The 18,916-nt window shown below is 69.6% G+C and carries 16 protein-coding genes; 11 read left to right on the forward strand and 5 right to left on the reverse strand.

The features are described from left to right. On the forward strand, positions 1-218 hold a 218-nt coding region (locus D0T12_RS30310; protein WP_147339688.1), incomplete at its 5' end, for an integrase core domain-containing protein. Here the strand turns inward: D0T12_RS30310 and D0T12_RS30315 are convergent. Further along, positions 215-2,281 (reverse strand): ATP-dependent DNA helicase, encoded by a 2,067-nt coding sequence (locus D0T12_RS30315; protein ID WP_325050856.1) that lies wholly within the window; start codon positions 2,279-2,281, stop codon positions 215-217. The genes D0T12_RS30310 and D0T12_RS30315 overlap by 4 nt on opposite strands. 155 nt (positions 2,282-2,436) lie before the next feature. Between D0T12_RS30315 and D0T12_RS30320 the strand changes: the two genes are divergently transcribed. Both D0T12_RS30320 and D0T12_RS35645 read left to right on the forward strand, forming a co-directional pair. Continuing rightward, positions 2,437-3,411 carry a DUF4192 domain-containing protein gene (locus tag D0T12_RS30320; RefSeq protein WP_117403955.1) on the forward strand — a complete coding sequence of 325 codons (975 nt, stop codon included), beginning with the start codon at positions 2,437-2,439 and terminating at the stop codon, positions 3,409-3,411. Positions 3,412-3,532: 121 nt separating this feature from the next. Further along, on the forward strand, positions 3,533-3,694 hold the full coding sequence (locus D0T12_RS35645) for a hypothetical protein (RefSeq protein ID WP_158581682.1): 162 nt from the start codon (positions 3,533-3,535) through the stop codon (positions 3,692-3,694). A 40-nt stretch (positions 3,695-3,734) separates the two neighbouring features. Here D0T12_RS35645 and D0T12_RS30325 read toward each other — a convergent pair whose 3' ends face one another. Further along, the gene (locus D0T12_RS30325) at positions 3,735-4,106 is read right to left on the reverse strand and encodes a hypothetical protein (protein ID WP_117403957.1); all 372 of its coding nucleotides are present in this window, start codon (positions 4,104-4,106) and stop codon (positions 3,735-3,737) included. Positions 4,107-4,290: 184 nt separating this feature from the next. On the opposite strand from D0T12_RS30325, the gene D0T12_RS30330 reads away from it, so the two are divergent. The 5 genes from D0T12_RS30330 to D0T12_RS30350 all read left to right on the forward strand — a co-directional run bounded on the left by D0T12_RS30330 (position 4,291) and on the right by D0T12_RS30350 (position 10,253). After that, positions 4,291-5,085 (forward strand): polysaccharide deacetylase family protein, encoded by a 795-nt coding sequence (locus D0T12_RS30330; RefSeq protein ID WP_233526372.1) that lies wholly within the window; start codon positions 4,291-4,293, stop codon positions 5,083-5,085. A gap of 36 nt (positions 5,086-5,121) precedes the next feature. After that, the gene (locus D0T12_RS30335) at positions 5,122-5,658 is read left to right on the forward strand and encodes a DUF1707 and DUF4870 domain-containing protein (protein WP_233526373.1); all 537 of its coding nucleotides are present in this window, start codon (positions 5,122-5,124) and stop codon (positions 5,656-5,658) included. Between the two features lie 701 nt (positions 5,659-6,359). Beyond that, positions 6,360-7,727 (forward strand): FAD-binding oxidoreductase, encoded by a 1,368-nt coding sequence (locus D0T12_RS30340; RefSeq protein WP_117403963.1) that lies wholly within the window; start codon positions 6,360-6,362, stop codon positions 7,725-7,727. Between the two features lie 84 nt (positions 7,728-7,811). Then, positions 7,812-9,077, forward strand: a complete 1,266-nt coding sequence (locus D0T12_RS30345; protein ID WP_117403965.1) for a class I SAM-dependent methyltransferase — start codon at positions 7,812-7,814, stop codon at positions 9,075-9,077. 174 nt (positions 9,078-9,251) lie between these two features. Then, a complete protein-coding gene (locus D0T12_RS30350; RefSeq protein WP_233526374.1) occupies positions 9,252-10,253 on the forward strand; it encodes an ATP-dependent DNA ligase in 1,002 nt (333 codons plus the stop codon). 1 nt (position 10,254) lies between these two features. Here the strand turns inward: D0T12_RS30350 and D0T12_RS30355 are convergent, their stop codons facing one another. Beyond that, on the reverse strand, positions 10,255-11,121 hold the full coding sequence (locus tag D0T12_RS30355; RefSeq protein WP_117403967.1) for an alpha/beta fold hydrolase: 867 nt from the start codon (positions 11,119-11,121) through the stop codon (positions 10,255-10,257). A gap of 128 nt (positions 11,122-11,249) precedes the next feature. On the opposite strand from D0T12_RS30355, the gene D0T12_RS30360 reads away from it, so the two are divergent. Further along, positions 11,250-12,524, forward strand: a complete 1,275-nt coding sequence (locus tag D0T12_RS30360; RefSeq protein WP_233526375.1) for a cytochrome P450 — start codon at positions 11,250-11,252, stop codon at positions 12,522-12,524. A 160-nt stretch (positions 12,525-12,684) separates the two neighbouring features. On the opposite strand, the gene D0T12_RS30365 is transcribed toward D0T12_RS30360, so the two are convergent. Then, positions 12,685-14,229: a long-chain-fatty-acid--CoA ligase gene (locus D0T12_RS30365; RefSeq protein WP_117403971.1), complete on the reverse strand. Its 1,545-nt coding sequence runs from the start codon at positions 14,227-14,229 to the stop codon at positions 12,685-12,687. 308 nt (positions 14,230-14,537) lie between these two features. Continuing rightward, positions 14,538-15,146 (reverse strand): lytic polysaccharide monooxygenase auxiliary activity family 9 protein, encoded by a 609-nt coding sequence (locus D0T12_RS30370; protein WP_117403973.1) that lies wholly within the window; start codon positions 15,144-15,146, stop codon positions 14,538-14,540. 282 nt (positions 15,147-15,428) lie between these two features. Between D0T12_RS30370 and D0T12_RS30375 the strand changes: the two genes are divergently transcribed. After that, the gene (locus tag D0T12_RS30375) at positions 15,429-16,043 is read left to right on the forward strand and encodes a tellurite resistance TerB family protein (RefSeq protein WP_117403974.1); all 615 of its coding nucleotides are present in this window, start codon (positions 15,429-15,431) and stop codon (positions 16,041-16,043) included. A 257-nt stretch (positions 16,044-16,300) separates the two neighbouring features. Further along, positions 16,301-18,763 carry a leucine--tRNA ligase gene (gene leuS, locus D0T12_RS30380; RefSeq protein WP_233526399.1) on the forward strand — a complete coding sequence of 821 codons (2,463 nt, stop codon included), beginning with the start codon at positions 16,301-16,303 and terminating at the stop codon, positions 18,761-18,763. Positions 18,764-18,916: the final 153 nt, after the last annotated feature.

An 18,916-nucleotide genomic window follows, 5' to 3' on the forward strand; every position in this document is an offset into this window, starting at 1 on the left:
CCCGCCCCTACCGGCCCCAAACCAACGGCAAGGTCGAACGCTTCCACCGCACCCTGCTCCAAGAATGGGCCTACGCCCGGCCCTACCACTCAGAAACCCAACGCCGCCAAGCCCTTGCGCCCTGGCTGCACATCTACAACCATCACCGCGGACACACCGCACTGGGCGGCCAACCACCCGCCAGCCGCGTCACCAACCTCACGGGGCAGTACAGCTAGGCGAGCGAAGTGGGCCGATCCTGAGTAGACACAGCGTCGAGGCGGCGGAGCGCGCCGCGGACGACGTCCGGGTCGGTCGTGGCCCAGAACGGCGGCAGCGTGCTCTTGAGGAAGCCGCCGTACCGTGCCGTGGCGAGCCGCGGGTCGAGGACGGCGACGACGCCCCGGTCGTCCATGGACCGCAGTAGCCGTCCGGCGCCCTGCGCGAGGAGTAGCGCGGCGTGCGTCGCGGCGACCGCCATGAAGCCGTTGCCGCCGCGTGCCGCGACCGCCCGTGACCGCGCGGACGACACCGGGTCGTCGGGGCGGGGGAACGGGATGCGGTCCATGATGACGAGTTGCAGCGACGGTCCGGGGACGTCCACGCCCTGCCACAGCGACAGGGTGCCGAACAGGCACGTCCGCTCGTCCTCGGCGAACTGTTTGACCAGCAGGGACGTCGAGTCGTCGCCCTGGCACAGCAGCGGATGCGACAGGTGGTCCTTGAGTTCGTCGGCGGCCTGCCGGGCGGCCCGCATCGACGAGAACAGGCCGAGGGTGCGGCCGCCCGCCGCCTCGATCAGCTCGGTGATCTCCGTCAGGTACGCGTCGGGGAGTCCGTCCCGTCCTGGTTGCGGCAGATGCCGCGCGACGTACAGGATGCCCGCCTTCGGATGGTCGAAGGGCGACCCCACGTCCAACCCCGACCAGGCGACCTCGACCTCTTCGCCCTTCTCCGTCGCGGTTCGGGCCAGGCCCTCGGCCGCCGTCTTCGCGTCCCCTGAGGCGCTCTCGTCCAGCGGCGGCAGGCCCCATTGGCGGGCGAGCGGTTCGAATGACCCGCCGAGCGTCAGCGTCGCCGATGTCAGGATGGCGGTGCGTTGCTCGAACAGCGTCGTCCGCAGCAGCCCGCCGACCCCGATCGGCGCGACGTGCAGTGCCGGTGGACGCTTGGGCCGCCCGTCCTGGACGAACGGTTTCTCCAACCACACCACGTCGAAACGCTCGGCCATCGCCGGTTGGAACGCCTCCAGCGTCCGGACGGCCGTGACGTGCAGTTCCTCCAGGGACGACCGGGCCGCCTTCCGCGCCGCCATGTCACCCGGGTCCGCGTCCTTCTTCTCCGGCCCGAGCGCCGTGACACACGCGTGCGCGGCGTCCCGGACGGCCGCGAGGGCGTTGCCCAGGGCGGGGGGCAGGACGTCCATGCGCCCGGCGGGCAGATCCTCCAACAGGAGCCCGAGGCCCTCCGCGGCCTCCTTCAACCGGTCGGCGGTGGCCTCCTCGATGAGCCGACCGCACCGGCGGGCCGCCATCTCGACGGCGGCCGCGCTCAGATCACCGGTGGCCACCGACGTGACCCGGTCGACGAGCTCATGCGCCTCGTCCACGATCACCACGTCGTGTTCCGGGAGAACCTGGAACTCCTCCAACGCGTCGATAGCGAGCAACGCGTGGTTGGTGACGACGATGTGCGCGTCACCCGCCTCCGCGCGGGCCAGTTCGGAGAAGCACACGGTGCCGTGCGGGCAGCGCTGCGCGCCCAGGCACTCCCTGGCGGTGACGGCGACGTGCCGCCACGCCTGCTCGCTCACCCCCGGCACCAACTCGTCACGGTCGCCCGTCTTGGTTTCCTCGGCCCATTCGTTCAGCCGTTTCACCTGCCGTCCGAGCGTGGAAAGCTGCTGCGGATCGAACAGGCTCGGCCCTTCGTCCTCCTCCGGCACACCGGTCTGCACCCGGTGCAGGCACAGATAGTTACGGCGGCCCTTGAGGATCGCGAACCTCAGCTCCGTCCCGAGCAGCGGCCCGAGCGTCTCCGCGAGCCGCGGCAGGTCACGGTCGACGAGCTGACGCTGCAACGCGATCGTCGCCGTCGAGACGACGACCGTCGTCTGCTTCTCCACCGCGTGCCGGATCGCCGGGACGAGATACGCCAGCGACTTGCCGGTGCCGGTACCGGCCTGCGCGGCGACATGCTCCCCGGACGTGATCGCCTTCTCCACCGCCCGCGCCATCGTCACCTGCCCGGGACGCTCCGCCCCGCCGATGGCGGACACGGCCGTGCTGAGCAGCGTCGCCATGTCGGGAATACGGGTATCGCTGTCGCTCAACAGATCAGGGGCGGGCACGTCGCACAACGCTACAGCCCGCGACGGACACCCGCGTCCCGCGCGGAGTTATCCACAATCAGCAAGGAGGCGTTGGACGTGAGCGTGTGACTGAGAGTGTCGGGAACATGACTCCTCTGGTAATCCGCACCGCTGAAGACGCCATCGCCGCCGTTCCGTACCTGCTGGGGTTCCATCCGTCCCGCAGCCTCGTCGTGATCGGCTTCGACAACGCCGTCCACGGCACCTGCGCCGTCCGGCTCGACCTGCCGTCGTCCGGCGCCGCCGATCGGGTCGCGGCGCTCCTCGCCGGCAACGGCTTCCGCCGTTCGCTCCTCCTCGGCTACGGCCCCGACGGCGAGGTCCGCGAATCCGTGGCCGCCCTCAGCGCCGCCCTGGACGCCGCGGGCGTTCCCGCCGCCGAGGCCGTCCGCGTCGCCGACGGCCGCTGGTGGTCCCTGACCTGCGACGACGACTGTTGCCCCGCCGAAGGCGTTCCCTACGACAGCTCCGCCACCGTCGTCGCCGCCCAGGCCACCTTCGCGGGCCAGGTAGCCCTCGCCGATCGCGCCGAACTCGCCCGCACCGTCCAGCCCTTCGACGGCCCCGTCCGCGCCTCCATGCGCCGCGCCACCGACCGCGCCGAAAGACGCTCCCGCACCCGCCCCGACACCACCCACGAGGCCATCACCTTCATCACGACCGTCCTCGCCCGCGCCCACACCGGAACCCGCCCGACCGACGACGAGGCCGCCCGCCTCGGCGTCCTGCTCACCGACCTGCGCCTCCGCGACGAGGCCTGGGTCCGCATCGACGAGGAGTCCCCCGCCGCCGACATCGCCTTCTGGCGCGACATCGTGCGCCGCGTGGAAGAACCGTACGTGCCCGCCCCCGCCTCCCTGCTCGCCTTCGCCGCCTACGCCGCGGGCGACGGTGGCCTCGCCAACGTGTCCCTGGAACGCGCCCTGGACATCGACCCCGGCTACTCCCTGGCCCTCATCCTCCGCGAAGTGATCAACGCCGGAGTCCCCCCAGCAAGACTCCGCCTGCGCATGACCCCCGACGAACTCGCCACCGCCTACAACGACCGAAAAGCATGCTGACACCCCAATACCAAGCCCCCCCAAGCACTACGCCGGGTTGTGAGCCACGGCCTGTGGTGGATCGTCTTCGGCGTGGTGACGCCTGAGGCCTGTCGTAGACGCCAGGACGATGTGGAGACCGATGCCTCCACGTCATGGGGGCGCGGGCATCGCGGGCCTCGGCGCGGTCGTCCTCAACGCGGCCGGGCTGCTGTACGTGGTGCCTGTCTTCGGAAAAACAGACGGCGACTTCGTCAGCGCCACGATCGGTGCGCGACTCGACAAGGAGACGCTGCTTGCGTGACGCGCATGCAGAATCGGATTTCGGAGATCGGTGGAGATGATCAGGGGGATACGGCCTGGCCGGGGGTGCCGGGGTCGAGGCGGCGGCCGGGGTTGCGGGCGTTCCAGTCGCGCATGCGGGGCGGGTAGCCGACGATCTGGACGTCGTACACCGGGAGGCCGAGGTCGCGGGCCACCTTGCCGATGACCTTGGGGGAGCCGACGCGGCGGCGGGTCCATTCGCCGTCGTGGGCGACGGCCACGGCGGTCGTGTCGGTGGCGAAGGTCTCCGGTTCGACGAAGAACTCGACGCCCCGGCGCGACCGGGCGAAGTCGATCAGTGCTTCGATGTCGGAATCGGTCGCCTCGCGGTCGAATCTCGTCACCGTTGATCCGCGGTTCTTGCGGATACCGAATCGGTCCCGGAACCTCATTGCCCGCCCTGTCGTCCTGTGCCCCGGATCGGTTCCGGGGTCGGTCGTGGTGTAGACGATAACGACGGTTCGATGGTGCCGGGTTCCCGACACAGTTGCGGCGTCCCCGGCGGCGTGGGGGCCGAGCCCTAGACTGGCCGCTCAGGGGGGATCGGCAGCGGGGGTGTTGATGGACGGGCCGAACGTGGTCCGGAGGGGGGCCGCCGCGGTGCTCGCGGCCGCGATCTGCGGTTGGCTGAGCACGCTGGGACAGAGCGCCGCACCGGTCGAGCTCCTCGCCGCGACGCGGAGCGAGGACCCTCCGCCGAAGCCCGCTCCGAAGCCGAAGCCGAAGCCACCGCCCCCGGACTGTGCCCGCGCGAAATGCGTGGCGCTGACGTTCGACGACGGTCCTGCGGAGAGCACGAGTGAGCTGCTGGACATCCTCGCCGCCCGCAAAGTGAAGGCGACGTTCTTCCTGATAGGGGAGAACGTCGCCAAGCACCCGGACCTGGTGCGGCGTGAGCATGAGGCCGGGCACGAGCTCGCCGACCACAGCTACACGCATGCCGACCTCGGGGCCGCGTCCAAGGAAGACGTGCGCTCCGAGCTGACGAAGACGCAGGACGCGATCCGGCGGGCGTCCGGTGTGACGCCCGTGCTCCTGCGTCCGCCGTACGGGTCGACGTCCGAGCGGCTGGCCGGGATCACGCGGCGGATGGGCCTGGCGCAGGTGATGTGGTCGGTGGACCCCTTGGACTGGGAGCACCGCGACACCGGAGACGTCGAGCGCCGGGTGCTGAAGGCGGTGAAGCCGGGCGACATCGTGCTGATGCACGACATCCACCGCACGACCGTACGAGCCGTCCCGAAGATCATCGACCGGTTGGCGGCCGAGGGGTACGTGTTCGTGACGGTGACGGAGCTGTTCGGAGGGCGCCTCGAACCCGGGCAGGAGTTCGTCCGGCGGAACTCAGGGGAGCCTCAGGGTCTTCCCTGATGGTCGGGCGCGCCGGCGGCGCCGAGGATGGAAGGCATGAACAGCAGTTACGCGGTAGGAGATCTGAGGGTCTCGGACGCCGAACGGGACGGAGTCGTCGAACGCCTTCAAGACGCGTACGCCGATGGCAGGCTGGAGCACGACGAGTTCGACACGCGCATGCAACTGGCGATGACGGCCAAGACGCGTGGCGACCTCGCCGTCATCACCGCGGACCTGGCTTCCGCGCCCCGGTTCGGTGCGGTCGACGAGGCGCCGACGGGTGAGGACCGGATGCTCGCGGCGGCGGCGCACGCCGTGGCGGTCCCGACCCTGTTCGTCGGGCCGCTGGTGCTGATGCTGGTGAGCGGCAAACGGTCGGAGTACGTCCGGCGGCAGGCGGCGGAGGCCGTGAACCTCCACGTGACGCTGCTGCTGATCACGATCGTCACGTTCGGGGTCGGCGGACTGCTGTACGCGGTGACGTGGATCCTGTCGATCATCGCGGCGTTCCACGCCCTGGCGGGCCGCACGTTCCGCTACCCGTGGATCCTGCGCCTGGTGAAGGAGCCGCGCCCCGGCATCAGCGGATGAGACACGCGCCCGCGTGTCATGGCTCGGGTACACCGCGCGTGTCGTACCGGGCCTCACGGCTAGCCCGCCGCGATGCGGCAACACCAGACCCGAGCCCGGTCGAAATGTTGCTGTGCGGTCGCGTGAGCGGTCGTTTGTGAGCACGCTGAGGATTCGAGTGATGCTGTGCTCGGGTGTCGGTGGCGTGTGGTGGTGTGGTCGAGGTGCAGAGGGTTTTGGTTGCGGATCTTGTTCTGCATGGATCGTGTTTCGGTGGCGCGGCGGGCTCTAGGGGTGGTGTGCTTGGGGCCGGGGCGTCTGGTTTGGGGATGGCCTGTGGGCGTGCTGCGGTTGGTGGTGGTGGGTGGGAGTGTGTAAGTGCGGTGGGGCTTCCAGTGGTGTTGTGGTTGGGGTTGTGGCATGTGGTGGTGTGGCTGGTGGTCGCGTTGTCGGGGCTCCCTTGAGACTGCCGGGTTCTCATGGTGTTGTGTTCGAGGTGGGGGGCTGGTGGGGTGGGGGCGGTGAGGCTGGTTTGTCGAGGTGGGACATCGGGGAAAGTTGAGCGTGGCCGCCTTCCTGCGGTCGCGTCGCCTCCGGGAGATGAAACGACACCGATGTATGTGCCTGTGGCCTTATTCCCCTTCCTACCTGTGACTCCCCTAACGTCCGAGTCGTATGGACCGTCCATGGGATGATCGATTAACTGTGTCCGGGAGGGGTAGATGACGGAGCTTGCGGTCGAGGGCGGTCACGAGCGCGCGGTGGAGGCGCTTCGAAGGTCCTACGAGGCGATTCCGGCGGGCACGCCGGTGCGGTTGGCCAAGCGGACCTCGAACCTGTTCCGCTGGCGCGACCCCTCGGAGGCGCCCGGCCTGGACGTGTCCGGGTTCGACAAGGTGCTGGGCGTCGATCCGGAGGAGCGGACGGCGCAGGTCCAGGGCATGACGACCTATGAGGCGCTGGTGGACGCGACGCTTCCGCACGGCCTCATGCCGACGGTCGTCCCGCAGTTGAAGACCATCACGCTGGGCGGGGCGGTCACGGGGCTGGGGATCGAGTCGACGTCGTTCCGGGACGGGCTCCCGCACGAGGCCGTCCTGGAGATGGAGGTCCTCACCGGAGACGGCCGGATCGTCACCGCGACGCGTGACAACGAGCACGCCGATCTGTTCTACGGCTTTCCCAACTCGTACGGGACTCTCGGGTACACGCTCCGGCTGAAGATCGAACTCAGGCCGGTCAGTCCGTATGTCCGGCTGCGGCATCTGCGGTTCCGGGACGCGGCGGAGTTGTCCCGCGTGATGGGCGAGATCACCGAGTCGGGGACGTTCGAGGGCGAGAACGTCGACTTCATGGACGGCACGGTCTTCGGCGCCGACGAGCAGTACATCACGCTCGGTTTCTTCGCGGAATCGGCGCCCTACACGTCCGACTACACCGGGCAGAAGATCTACTACCGGTCGATCCGGCAGCGGTCGGTCGACTTCCTGACGATCCGCGACTACCTGTGGCGCTGGGACACCGACTGGTTCTGGTGCTCGGGCGCGTTCGGCGTCCAGAACCCGACCGTCCGGCGGCTGTGGCCCGACAAGTACAAGCGGTCGGACGTCTACCGCAGGCTCGTCACCTACGACCGGCGGTACCACATCGTGGCGCGCGTGGACCGGTGGCGGGGGCAGCGGCCACGCGAGGACGTCATCCAGGACATCGAGGTGCCGGTCGAGCGGCTGCCGGAGTTCCTGGAGTTCTTCCATGACAAGGTCGGCATGAGCCCGGTCTGGCTGTGCCCGTTGCGCGCGAAGGAGCGGTGGCCGCTCTACCCGCTGGAGACGGGACGGACGTATGTGAACGTGGGCTTCTGGGGGACGGTGCGGCTTCCACCCGGGCAGATCCCCGAGTACCACAACCGGCTCATCGAGCGTAAGGTCGCGGCCCTTGACGGCCACAAGTCCCTGTACTCGACCGCTTTTTACAGCAGGGACGAGTTCTGGCGGAACTACGACGGGGAGACCTACCGGCGGCTCAAGGGGAGTTACGACCCCGGCGGGCGGCTGCTGGACCTCTACGACAAGTGCGTGCGCGGACGCTGACCAGGCGGCCGCATCGGGGGATTGCCCGGACGGGAGCGGCGACCTTCGCCGTCCCGGGCGGGTGAAGAGACAGGAGGGATCACCATGACGCTGGCCAGGGTCTTCGAGCAGCTCGCCGGGGCTGCGGCGCCAGTGGAGTTCACGGCCTACGACGGGTCCCGGGCGGGGTCACCCGGCGCCGACATCCGGGTCGACGTCCGTTCGCCGTACGCGGTGTCGTACCTGCTGCACTCGCCGGGGGCGCTGGGCCTGGCACGCGCCTACGTCACAGGCATGATCGACATCGACGGCGACATGATCGCGGCGTTGACCACGATGCAGCAGATCCTCGGGGAGGTGACACCGCGCGACAAGGCGCGGATCCTCCGCACGGTGATGCGTGATCCGCTGCTGCGCGGCGCGGTGACGCGTCGGCTGGACCCTCCGCCGCAGGAGGCGCCGTTCAGCCGCATCCCGTCGTGGCTGCGGCACTCCAAGAAGCGTGACGCGAAGGCGATCTCGCACCACTACGACGTGTCCAACACCTTCTACGAGTGGGTGCTCGGCCCGTCCATGGCCTACACGTGCGCGTGCTACCCCCGAGAGGACGCGACGCTGGAGGAGGCGCAGTTCCACAAGCACGACCTCGTGGCGAGGAAGCTCGCGCTGAGGCCGGGGATGCGGCTGCTGGACGTGGGCTGCGGCTGGGGCGGCATGGTGATGCACGCCGCGCGGGAGTACGGCGTCAAGGCGCTCGGCGTCACACTGTCGAAGCAGCAGGCGGAGTGGGCGCAGAAGGCGATCGCCGACCGGGGGCTGTCCGACCTGGCGGAGGTCCGTCATCTGGACTACCGGGATGTGACCGAGTCCGGTTTCGACGCGGTCAGCTCCATCGGCCTCACCGAGCACATCGGCAAGCAGAACCTGCCGTCCTATTTCTCGTTCCTGTACGGGAAGCTGAGGACGGGCGGGCGGATGCTGAACCACACCATCACCCGTCCGGACAACCTGGCGCCGCCCCGTAAGGAGAACGGGTTCATCAACCGGTACGTGTTCCCGGACGGTGAGCTCGAAGGCCCCGGTTTCATCCAGATGAAGATGAACGACGCCGGGTTCGAGATCCGCCACCAGGAGAACCTGCGCGAGCACTACGCCCGCACGTTGACCGGTTGGTGCAGGAACCTCGACGAGCGCTGGGACGACGCCGTCGCCGAGGTCGGTGACGGCACCGCCCGGGTGTGGCGTGTGTACATGGCGGGCTGTGTGCTCGGCTTCAACCAGAACTGGATCCAGCTCCACCAGACGCTGGGCGTCAAACTGGACGCCGACGGTTCGAGCCACATGCCGCTGCGTCCCGACTGGGGATCGTGACCTTGTAGTCGTCCGCGAACCATGACGAGCCGACCGGGCATCCGGTCGGCTCGTCGGCGTCGCGGGCCCCAGGGTGCCCAACCCCGGGTCAACATTCGTACTGCCGGGATATCGCCGCAGGTGAACGGGGGTAGGCGTTGCTCAGGACCGTCGAGTTCGGGGGGACGCGAGGCCATGCACATCCGGTCCCCGGTGAGGCCGATGCTGGCCGCGGCCATCGACCGGATCCCGCCGCCGCGGTCGTGCCCGGGCGGCTGCCGGTACGAGCCGAAGTTCGACGGTTTCCGGGCGATCGCGATCGTGGACGACGGCGGTGCCGTCCGGCTGTCGTCCCGCCGCCGGACCCGCCTGGACGACGGGTTCCCCGAGATCGTGGCGGCCGTCCGTGAGCGGCTCGCCCCCGGAACGGTCGTCGACGGCGAGATCATCCGCTGGGGGACGGACGGACGCCTCGACTTCGGCGCGCTGCAACGCCGCCACGTCGCCGGACGGCGCCGCGCCGAACTCGCCAGGACGGAACCGTGCCACTACGTGGTGTTCGACGTCCTCGAACACGGGGGCGAGGACCTGCGGCCCCGCCCGCTGCGTGAACGCCGCTCGATCCTGGAGGCCCTGCTCGGCGGCGGCGAGTCGTCCGCTCGGGTCGTCCTCACCCCGCAGACCTCCGAGGTGGAGGAGGCGATGGTCTGGTTCGACGCGCTCGCCGTCCAAGGGGTGGAGGGCCTTGTCGTCAAGGACGCCGACGGCCCGTACCTGGAGGGACGGCGCCGCTGGCGGAAGGTGAAGCGCCGCGTCACGACCGAGGCGATCGTCGGCGGTGTCACCGGGACCCGGCAGGCCCCCGAGTCGCTGATCCTCGGCCGCTACGACGCCGACGGCCGACTCCGGGTCGTGGCGCGGACGACGCCGCTGCCGCCCGGGGCGCGCGCCGCGCTCGGCGACCTGCTGCGGCACGCCGGACCCGATCATCCGTGGCCCGCGGAACTGCCCGCGGGGCTCGCGGGCGGCGTGTACGGGTCGCATCCGCCGATCCGCTACGTCCGGACGGAGCCGGAGACGGTCGTGGAGATCAGCGCGGACGCGGCCGTCGAACGGGGACGCTGGCGACACGCCGTCCGGTTCGTCCGCGTCCGACCGGATCTGGAGCCGTCGCAGGCTCCGCCGTTCGGCGCCTGAGTCACTCCAGCCAGCCGAGGACATGACCGTTCACCTCGGTGGGACGGTCGAGCTGGAGGAAGTGCCCCGCGCCGGTCACCAGGTGGGCGCGGGAGCCGGGGGGAAGCGCCGCGAGGACGCCGCCGAGGTCGCCGCCGGGCGCCACCACGTCCGCGCCCAGGCAGCCGTCCTCGGAGCCGTGCAGATACAGGACGGGCACCTGCCCGGCCCCGGTCGGGGACTCGGACGGACGGAACGAGGCGTTGAACATCGCGCGGTAGTAGCCGATCGCGGCGGCCACGTTGGCGGGTGCGGCTAGGCAGTCCATGGCGTGATCCACGTCCGGCGTGTGGTCGCCGGACGGGGACCAGTCGCGCCACAGCCCTTCGACGAACGCGCGGTCGACGACCGCCTCGGCGAGCGGGGTCTGGAAGAGGAAGACGTAGAACGACCGCTTGGTCTGCTGGTAGTCGAGGAACGTCGCGGCGGTCACGGGGAGCGGCGGCACGGACATCGCGACGGCCCTGCGCCACCGTCCGGGAGCGAGATCCGCCGCGCCGTAGGCGGCGAGGGCGCCCCAGTCGTGGCCGATGAGGACGGCGTCGGGGCCGCCGCCGAGGGCCTCGTGTAAGGCGACGGCGTCGGCGGCGAGGGTGTCGCACCGGTAGTCGCCGTCGCCGGGGACGGACGTCGGCGCGTAACCGCGCAGGAACGGCGCGACGGCGCGGTATCCGGCGGCGGCCAGATCGGGCATGAGATGCCGCCACGTGTGCGCCGAATCGGGGAAGCCGTGCAGGAGGAGCGCGAGCGGTCCGTCCGCCGGGCCCGCCGTGAGAACGCCGAACCGCAGCCCGTTCGCCGTGACCGTTCCGGTGGTGATGTCACCCATGCCGCCTCCTCGGTCCGTCGCGCACGCTACCCCGCGGGCGCACCGTGCGTAGTGTGATGCGGGTCACTCGGGTGATCGGTGCGCGCACGCCGGTTTACTTTGAGAGGCTGCCTGTAAACCGAACTCGGGTGGGAAGCGACGAGGGGGCGGACGCGGTGCTGAAGGTCGACGACATCAACCTGACGGACTGGGAGTTCTGGAGGAGCCCGCACGACCACCGGCAGGAGGCGTTCAAGGCCCTGCGCGAACACCCCCAGCTGGTGCTCTTCGAGGAACCCGACGTCACCTTCGTGCCGCAGGGCCCCGGCTACTACGCGGTGACCCGGCACGCCGACCTTCTCGAGGCGTCCCGGCGGCCGCAGGACTTCTGCTCCGGCAAGGGAGCCACCAGCATCTGGGACATGCCCGGTGACCTGCACGAGTACTTCGGCTCGATGATCAGCATGGACGATCCGCGGCACGCGAAGATCAGGCGGATCGTGTCCCGGGCGTTCTCCCCGCGGATGATCCAGCGGTTCCAGGACCAGGTCGAGACCGTCGCCGCCGAGATCATCGACCGTGTCACGGCGGGCGAGGGCACGGGCGACTTCGTCGCCGACATCGCGGCCCGGCTGCCCTTAAAGATCATCTGCGACATGATGGGGATCGCCCCGGAGCACTACCAGACCGTCTTCGACTCCACCAACATCATCCTCGCGGGCAACGACAGCGAGTTCATCCCGTCCGACGACCCGGAGCAGATGGGGCTGGCGCTCCTCGGCGCGGGCGAGACCCTCAAGGGCCTGGTCGAGGAACTCGGACGGCAACGCCGCGTCGCCCCCACCGACGACCTGACCTCCGCCCTCGTGAACGCCAACATCGACGGCGAGTCGCTGACCGACCAGGAACTCGGGTCGTTCTTCATCCTGCTGGTCGTCGCCGGTAACGAGACCACCCGCAACGCCATCGCGCACGGCCTCGACCTGTTCACCCGCCATCCCGACCAGCGCGCCCTGCTCACCGAGGACTTCGAGGCCCGGATGCCCGGCGCCGTCGAGGAGATCGTGCGGTACGTGTCGCCGGTGATCTGGATGCGGCGCACCGCCACCCGCGACACCATGCTCAACGAACACGAGATCAAGGAGGGCGACAAGCTCCTCCTCTACTACTGGTCCGCGAACCGGGACGAGTCCGTCTTCACCGACCCGGAGCGGTTCGACATCCTCCGCGACCCGAACCCGCACGTGGGGTTCGGCGGGCCGGGGCCGCACTTCTGCCTCGGCGCGCATCTGGCCCGGCGCGAGATCACCGTGGTGTTCCGCGAACTGTTCCGCCGGACGCCCGGCATCCGCGCCACCGGCGAGCCCGATCGGCTGGAGTCCAGCTTCCTCAACGGCATCAAACGCCTGCCGTACACGTTCTGAGCCCGGCCACCCGACCAGGACGCAGGGCCCGCGCGGAGGACTTCCGCGAAGCGAACGCCGCGGCGGTGCCCCGCCCGCGCCGCACAGCGCAGGCGACGCCCGCGGAGGGGTCCCTCGCGAAGAAGGCCGCGGGACGGGGCACCAGCCCGCCCCGTACCGCTCAGCGCAGTTCGCGTTTGAGGATCTTGCCGGTGGCGGTCATGGGCAGCTCGTCCCGGAACTCGACGATCCGCGGGTACTTGTAGCTCGCGAACTGCTCCCTGCCCCACGCGACCAGGTCGTCCTCGGTGACGGTCGCGTCCGGCGTCCGGATCACGTACGCCTTGATCTCCTCGCCGAGGGACGGGTGCCCGACGCCCACGACCGCGGCCAGCGACACGTCCGGATGGGTCATCAGGACCTCTTCCAGCTCCCGCGGATACACGTTGTACCCGCCCCGGATGATCATGTCCTTGGAGCGGTCGATGATGAAGTAGTAGCCGTCCTCGTCGCGGCGGGCCACATCACCGGTGCGGAACCAGCCGTCCCTGATCGCGTCCGCGGTCGCGTCGGGGCGGCCGTGGTAGCCCTTCATGATGTTGTGCCCGCGGATCGCGATCTCGCCGGGCCCCTCGCCCTCGATCTCCTTCCACTCCTCGTCGATCAGCTTCATCTCGACGCCCCAGACGGGCAGGCCGATCGACCCGGGCTTGGTCGGACGGTCCGGACGGTTGAACGACGCCACCGGCGACGTCTCCGACAGCCCGTAACCCTCCAGGACGTCCACGTCGAACTTCCGCTTGATCCCTTTGAGGACCTCCATCGGCATCGCCGAGCCGCCCGACACCGCGACCCGCAGGTTCTCCCGGATCGTCGCGATGTCCTCGTCGGAGGTGGCGTGGGTCAGGAGCCCCCAGTACATCGTCGGGACGCCCGCGAAGACGCTCACCTTCTCCTTGACCATCAGCTCGACGGCCTGCTCGGCGTCGAACCTGGCCTGCATGACGAGCGTCGCGTGACGGTAGAACCCCACGTTCATCACGCAGGTCTGCCCGAAGATGTGGAACAGCGGCAACGTCGCCAGCATCGTGTCGTGCAGCGTCCGGTAGAAGAGCGTGTCGTCCACCATGGCGTTCAGCAGGAGGTTGTGGTGCGTCAGCTCGGCGCCCTTCGGCTGCCCGGTCGTCCCGCTGGTGTAGATGATGACGGCGGTGTCGTTCGGCTCGGTCTGCACCGTCTCGAACGTGTTCGGCCGGCCGCCGAGCGCCGCCCAGAACAACTCCGCCCCTTCGATCGGGGACTCCGTCGCCGCCGGGTTCACGGGCAGCAGGACGAAGTGCTCGCAGCCCTCGGCCTGCTCGAAACCGGCATACCCCATTTCGCCGAGCGGCAGCTCCGGCGTCCCCTCGAAGCAGAACAGAACCTTCGCGTCGGAGTCTCTCAGGTGGTAGGCGACCTCCCGCGGCTTGAGCAGCACGTTCAGCGGAACGACCACCGCGCCCGCCTTCAGCGCCCCGAAGTACACCATCGGGAAGTACGGCAGGTTGGGGCAGGACAGGGCCACCTTGTCGCCGGGCCGGACACCGCGATCCCGCAGCAGGTTCGCGACCTGGTTCGCGACCGAGTCGATGAACGAGTAGGGCAGCCGGATGTCGCCGAAGACGACCGCTTCACGGTCGGGTGTTTCCCTGGCGGCGTCCTCCAGCAGCACGGACAGGTTGAGCATGGCACTCCTCGCGCGGACGGTGACCGGCTGGTTGGGCCCTCGAAGGGTCCATGACCCGTTTCGCTCATCCTCATACATGGCGTCCACCGGCGCCATGTTTCGCGCCGCGCCGATGGGCGATCTCCTGGGCGTCCAGGTGGCGCGACGGGGGAGTGCCGGGCTCGTCGACGCGCACCGGGCGAGACGGACGGACGCTGCGGGGAGACCGCCCGGAAAAAGAAGGAGGGACCGGGCGGGAGCGCGGTCCCGCCCGGTCCCTCAGGTGCGGGCGACGGAGAGCGACGCGGCCCGCGGAGGGTGGTCTTGTGTCAGCTGAACTCCACGTCGGAGCACTGGTAGAACGCGTTGCCGGTGTCGGCGATGTCCCACACCGCGAGCAGAAGGTGCCTGCCCTGCTTGGGCGGCAGCGCGACCTCGTGGGAGAGGGTGCTCGGCGGACGCCGGCCACCGCCGCTGAAGGTCCCGAGCGGCTTCGATTCCAGGTCGGCGCGCGTGAGCGGCTTCGTGGGGTCCCAGCCGTCCTTGGTGACGTAGTAGTGCCACGAGGTGGTGGCGTGGGGGACGGCGTGACGCCAGGTGAACGTGAACGACTGGCCGCTCGTGAGCTTGTTCGTGGGCCACTGGCCGTTGCGCGGGTCGTCGAGCTGCTTGAAGCGGCCGACGCCCCCGGCGCAGATCGTGCCGTCACGGGGGCCGCGCTGCGGGAACCCCTTCGGGCCCTCGACGCTCGAAGGTTCGTACTGGATCTCGCCACAGTTCCGCGCGGTGCCCTTCTGACAGAACAGGGCACGGCTGATCGGGGCGGTGGTGTAGCCGTGGGACAGCGCGGGAGCGGTCGTCACCATGGTGATCCCGGCGGCAGCGACGGCCGCGTACGCGAATGTGCGTTTTCTGGGGGTACGGAGGTTGGCGGGCATACTCGGTCCTCCTGGCGGGGGGTGGAGGCGACCTTGGTCTCGGAGTTCGGTAGCCACGAACGGACGGGCGGACATGGAGTGCGGAAGCTTTTTATAGGAAACCTTCCTATTAGATTTGAGGATGGAGGATGGACGCCCACCGCGTCAACCCCCGAATTTCCGCGACCCGGGACCGGCCGTCCCGGCCCGCGGCGAGGGCCTCCCCATCGGTCGAATCCCACCCCATCACCCACCCCGGCACCGTTACTATGTGCGACTTCCACCGAGAAGAGGTGCGCCATTTTGATCATCTTCGGCTGGCGGGTGGTGTTCTTCACCCTGACCAGGGGAGTCTTCCACTGTCCCAACTGCGGCGGCGACCGCGACTACCGGCGCAGACAGGGCCGCAACTTCTTCACCCTGTTCTTCGTCCCCGTCATCCCGCTGACCAAGGCGGGCGGCGAGATCGTCGAGTGCGACGTCTGCCACGGACGCTGGGAACCCGCCGTCCTCGACGTGCCGACCACCGCGCAGCTCGCCCAGATGCCCGCCATGCTCCTGCGGATGACGATCGCCCAGGTCCTGCGCTCGGGCGACTACACCGACCCGACCGCCCGCGGCCGCGCCGTCGCCGTCGTCCGGCAGGCGGGCGAGCACGCCTACGACGACAACGCCCTGAACGCCGACCTCGGCCGACCGTTCGAGGAGGTCCGCGTCGAGATCGGCCACGCCGCGCCCGCCCTGGCGCCCGAGGCCCGCGAGAGCATCCTGCGGGCCGCCGCCGAGATCGCCCTCGTGGACGGCCCGCTCAGCGTCTCGGAGGAGGAGACCCTGTCCGCCGTCGGCGCCGACCTCCGGCTCACCCGCGTCCAGGTCACCGGCGTCATCTCCCTGGCCCGCCAGGAATCCGGCCACTGAACAGGCGGCAAGAACCCGCGGCCCCGCTTGCGATTGCGCTACTGTTGATGTATGTCGGCAAGGCTGCTCCTCGAACGACCACGTTGACGCGCTGACGTCGACGTGGTGGCCCCTCCTGCGCGAGGGGCCCTTTCATGTCGGAGGACGGCCCACCGCCTTGGTGCAGCCAGCGAGCGAGCAAGAAACCGGAGTCTGGAAACGTGAGCAGCGACGTCACCCCTCGCACGACGACGAGGGGAACAGGAGGGTCGTCCCCCCTGAACGACTCGTACGATCCACGGGCCGTTCAGGACAAATGGCAGGCCCGATGGGCGGAGCTCGAACCGTTCGCGGCCGACGAGAAGGACGACACCCGGGAACGGCGCTACGCGCTGGACATGTTCCCCTACCCGAGCGGTGACCTGCACATGGGCCACGCGGAGGCGTTCGCCATCGGCGACGTCCCCGCCCGGTACTGGTTCCAGCGCGGCTTCAACGTCCTGCACCCCATCGGCTGGGACTCCTTCGGCCTGCCCGCCGAGAACGCCGCCATCAAACGCGACTCGCACCCCGCCGAATGGACCTACGCCAACATCGAGACCCAGGCGACGTCGTTCCACCGCTACGCCCCGTCGTTCGACTGGACGCGGCGGCTGCACACGTCCGACCCCGAGTACTACAGGTGGACGCAGTGGCTGTTCCTGCGCTTCTACGACCGCGGCCTGGCCTACCGTAAGGGGGGCCACGTCAACTGGTGCCCGAAGGACCAGACCGTCCTGGCCAACGAGCAGGTCGTCGGCGGGCACTGCGAACGCTGCGGCACCCTGGTCGAGAAGCGCGTCCTGACCCAGTGGTACTTCAAGATCACCGACTATGCCGACCGGCTGCTGGACGACATGGAGCAGCTGGAGGGCAAATGGCCCGAGCGCGTCCTGCTGATGCAGCGCAACTGGATCGGCCGCTCCACCGGCGCCGACGTCGACTTCGTCATCGAGGGACGCGACGAGCCCGTCACCGTCTACACCACCCGGCCCGACACCCTGTTCGGCGCGACGTTCATGGTCGTCGCCGCCGACGCCGCCCTGGCCGAGGAGATCTGCGCCCCCGACCAGCGGGCCGCGTTCGAGGCGTACCGCGATGAGGTCTCCCGCGAGAGCGAGATCGAGCGGCTGTCCACCGAACGTGAGAAGACCGGCGTGTTCCTGGGTCGCTACGCGGTGAACCCGGTCAACGGGGAGCGGCTGCCGATCTGGGCGTCGGACTACGTCCTGGCCGAATACGGCCATGGCGCGATCATGGCGGTTCCGGCGCACGACCAGCGCGACCTGGACTTCGCGCTGAAGTTCGGCCTGCCCGTCCGCGTCGTCGTCGACACCGGCCTGCCCGACCCGGCCGACACCGGCGTCGCCACGCCAGGCGACGGCGCGATCGTCAACTCCGGGCCGATCGACGGGCTGGCGAAGGACGCGGCGATCTCCCGCATCATCGAGATCCTGGAGTCGCGGGGCACCGGCCGCGCCGCCGTGAACTTCCGGCTGCGCGACTGGCTGGTGTCACGGCAGCGGTTCTGGGGCTGCCCGATCCCGATCGTGCACTGCGAGGCGTGCGGCGAGGTCCCCGTCCCCGACGAGCAACTGCCGGTGACGCTGCCCGAGGGACTGCGCGGCGCCGACCTGGCCCCGAAGGGCACCTCCCCGCTGGCCGCCGCGACCGACTGGGTGAACGTGGCATGCCCCAAATGCCACGGCCCCGCCAAACGCGACACCGACACCATGGACACGTTCGTCGACTCGTCCTGGTACTTCTTCCGCTACTGCTCGCCCCACTACGAGGACGGCCCGTTCGACGTCGAGCAGGTCCGTAAGTGGATGCCGGTCGACCAGTACACGGGCGGTGTCGAGCACGCCATCCTGCACCTGCTGTACAGCCGGTTCTTCACCAAGGTCCTGTACGACATGGGCATGGTCGGGTTCACCGAGCCGTTCCGCCGGCTGCTGAACCAGGGGCAGGTCATCAACCAGGGCAAGGCGATGTCGAAGTCGCTGGGCAACGGCGTCGACCTGGGCGAGCAGATCGCCGAGTTCGGGGTGGACGTCGTCCGGCTGGCGATCCTGTTCTCCGGACCGCCGGAGGACGACATCGACTGGGCGGACGTGTCCCCGCACGGCATGGCGAAGTTCCTGTCCCGCGTGCACCGCATCGCCGCCGAGGTCACGTCCCCGCCCGGCGCCGACGCCACGTCCGGCGACCAGGCCCTGCGCCGCGTCACCGCCCGCACGATCGACGAGGCCACCACCCTGATCGAGACGCAACGGTTCAACGTGGCGATCGCCCGGATCATGGAACTGGTCACCGCGACCCGCAAGGCCATCGACTCGGGCCCCGGCCCCGCGGACCCCGCCGTCCGGGAGGCGGCCGAGGCCATGGCGGTGATGCTGTCGCTGTTCGCGCCCTACACCGCCGACGAGACCTGGGAACTGCTGGGCCGCGCCGCACCGGTGATCAACGCTGGTTGGCCCTCCGCCGACCCGGCCCTGCTGGTGGAGGAGTCGGTGACCTGCGTCGTCCAGGTCGCCGGGAAGGTCCGGGACCGCCTGGAGGTTCCGCCCGGCATCACGGAGGCCGACCTGGAACGTCAGGCCCTGGCCTCGACCAAGGTCCAGGACGCCCTGGGCGGCGCCGAGATCGCCAAGATCATCGTTCGCCCGCCCAAGATCGTGAACGTCGTCCCCAAGCGCTGACCCCCGGCACGCCACACCCCGTTCACGGCGCCCGACCGGGCGCCGTGAACGCCCCCTTGACACACTTTTCGGGCCGCTTCGAGGCGGCGACAGAGGCCTACGCCGAGAATTGCGCCCACGAACGTCATCTGGCGTCGCGCATCTCTGAACCCG

This window comes from Actinomadura spongiicola (assembly GCF_003432485.1).
Taxonomy (GTDB): domain Bacteria; phylum Actinomycetota; class Actinomycetes; order Streptosporangiales; family Streptosporangiaceae; genus Spirillospora; species Spirillospora spongiicola.

Coding starts and splice junctions, on each gene's coding strand:
- D0T12_RS30340 (WP_117403963.1), top strand. CDS start 6,360: ATGACGGAGCTTGCGGTCGAGGGCGGTCACGAGCGCGCGGTGGAGGCG.
- D0T12_RS30350 (WP_233526374.1), top strand. CDS start 9,252: ATGCACATCCGGTCCCCGGTGAGGCCGATGCTGGCCGCGGCCATCGAC.
- D0T12_RS30335 (WP_233526373.1), top strand. CDS start 5,122: ATGAACAGCAGTTACGCGGTAGGAGATCTGAGGGTCTCGGACGCCGAA.
- D0T12_RS30370 (WP_117403973.1), bottom strand. CDS start 15,146: ATGCCCGCCAACCTCCGTACCCCCAGAAAACGCACATTCGCGTACGCG.
- D0T12_RS30365 (WP_117403971.1), bottom strand. CDS start 14,229: ATGCTCAACCTGTCCGTGCTGCTGGAGGACGCCGCCAGGGAAACACCC.
- D0T12_RS30355 (WP_117403967.1), bottom strand. CDS start 11,121: ATGGGTGACATCACCACCGGAACGGTCACGGCGAACGGGCTGCGGTTC.
- D0T12_RS30345 (WP_117403965.1), top strand. CDS start 7,812: ATGACGCTGGCCAGGGTCTTCGAGCAGCTCGCCGGGGCTGCGGCGCCA.
- D0T12_RS30315 (WP_325050856.1), bottom strand. CDS start 2,281: ATGGCGACGCTGCTCAGCACGGCCGTGTCCGCCATCGGCGGGGCGGAG.
- D0T12_RS30325 (WP_117403957.1), bottom strand. CDS start 4,106: ATGAGGTTCCGGGACCGATTCGGTATCCGCAAGAACCGCGGATCAACG.
- D0T12_RS35645 (WP_158581682.1), top strand. CDS start 3,533: ATGCCTCCACGTCATGGGGGCGCGGGCATCGCGGGCCTCGGCGCGGTC.
- D0T12_RS30320 (WP_117403955.1), top strand. CDS start 2,437: ATGACTCCTCTGGTAATCCGCACCGCTGAAGACGCCATCGCCGCCGTT.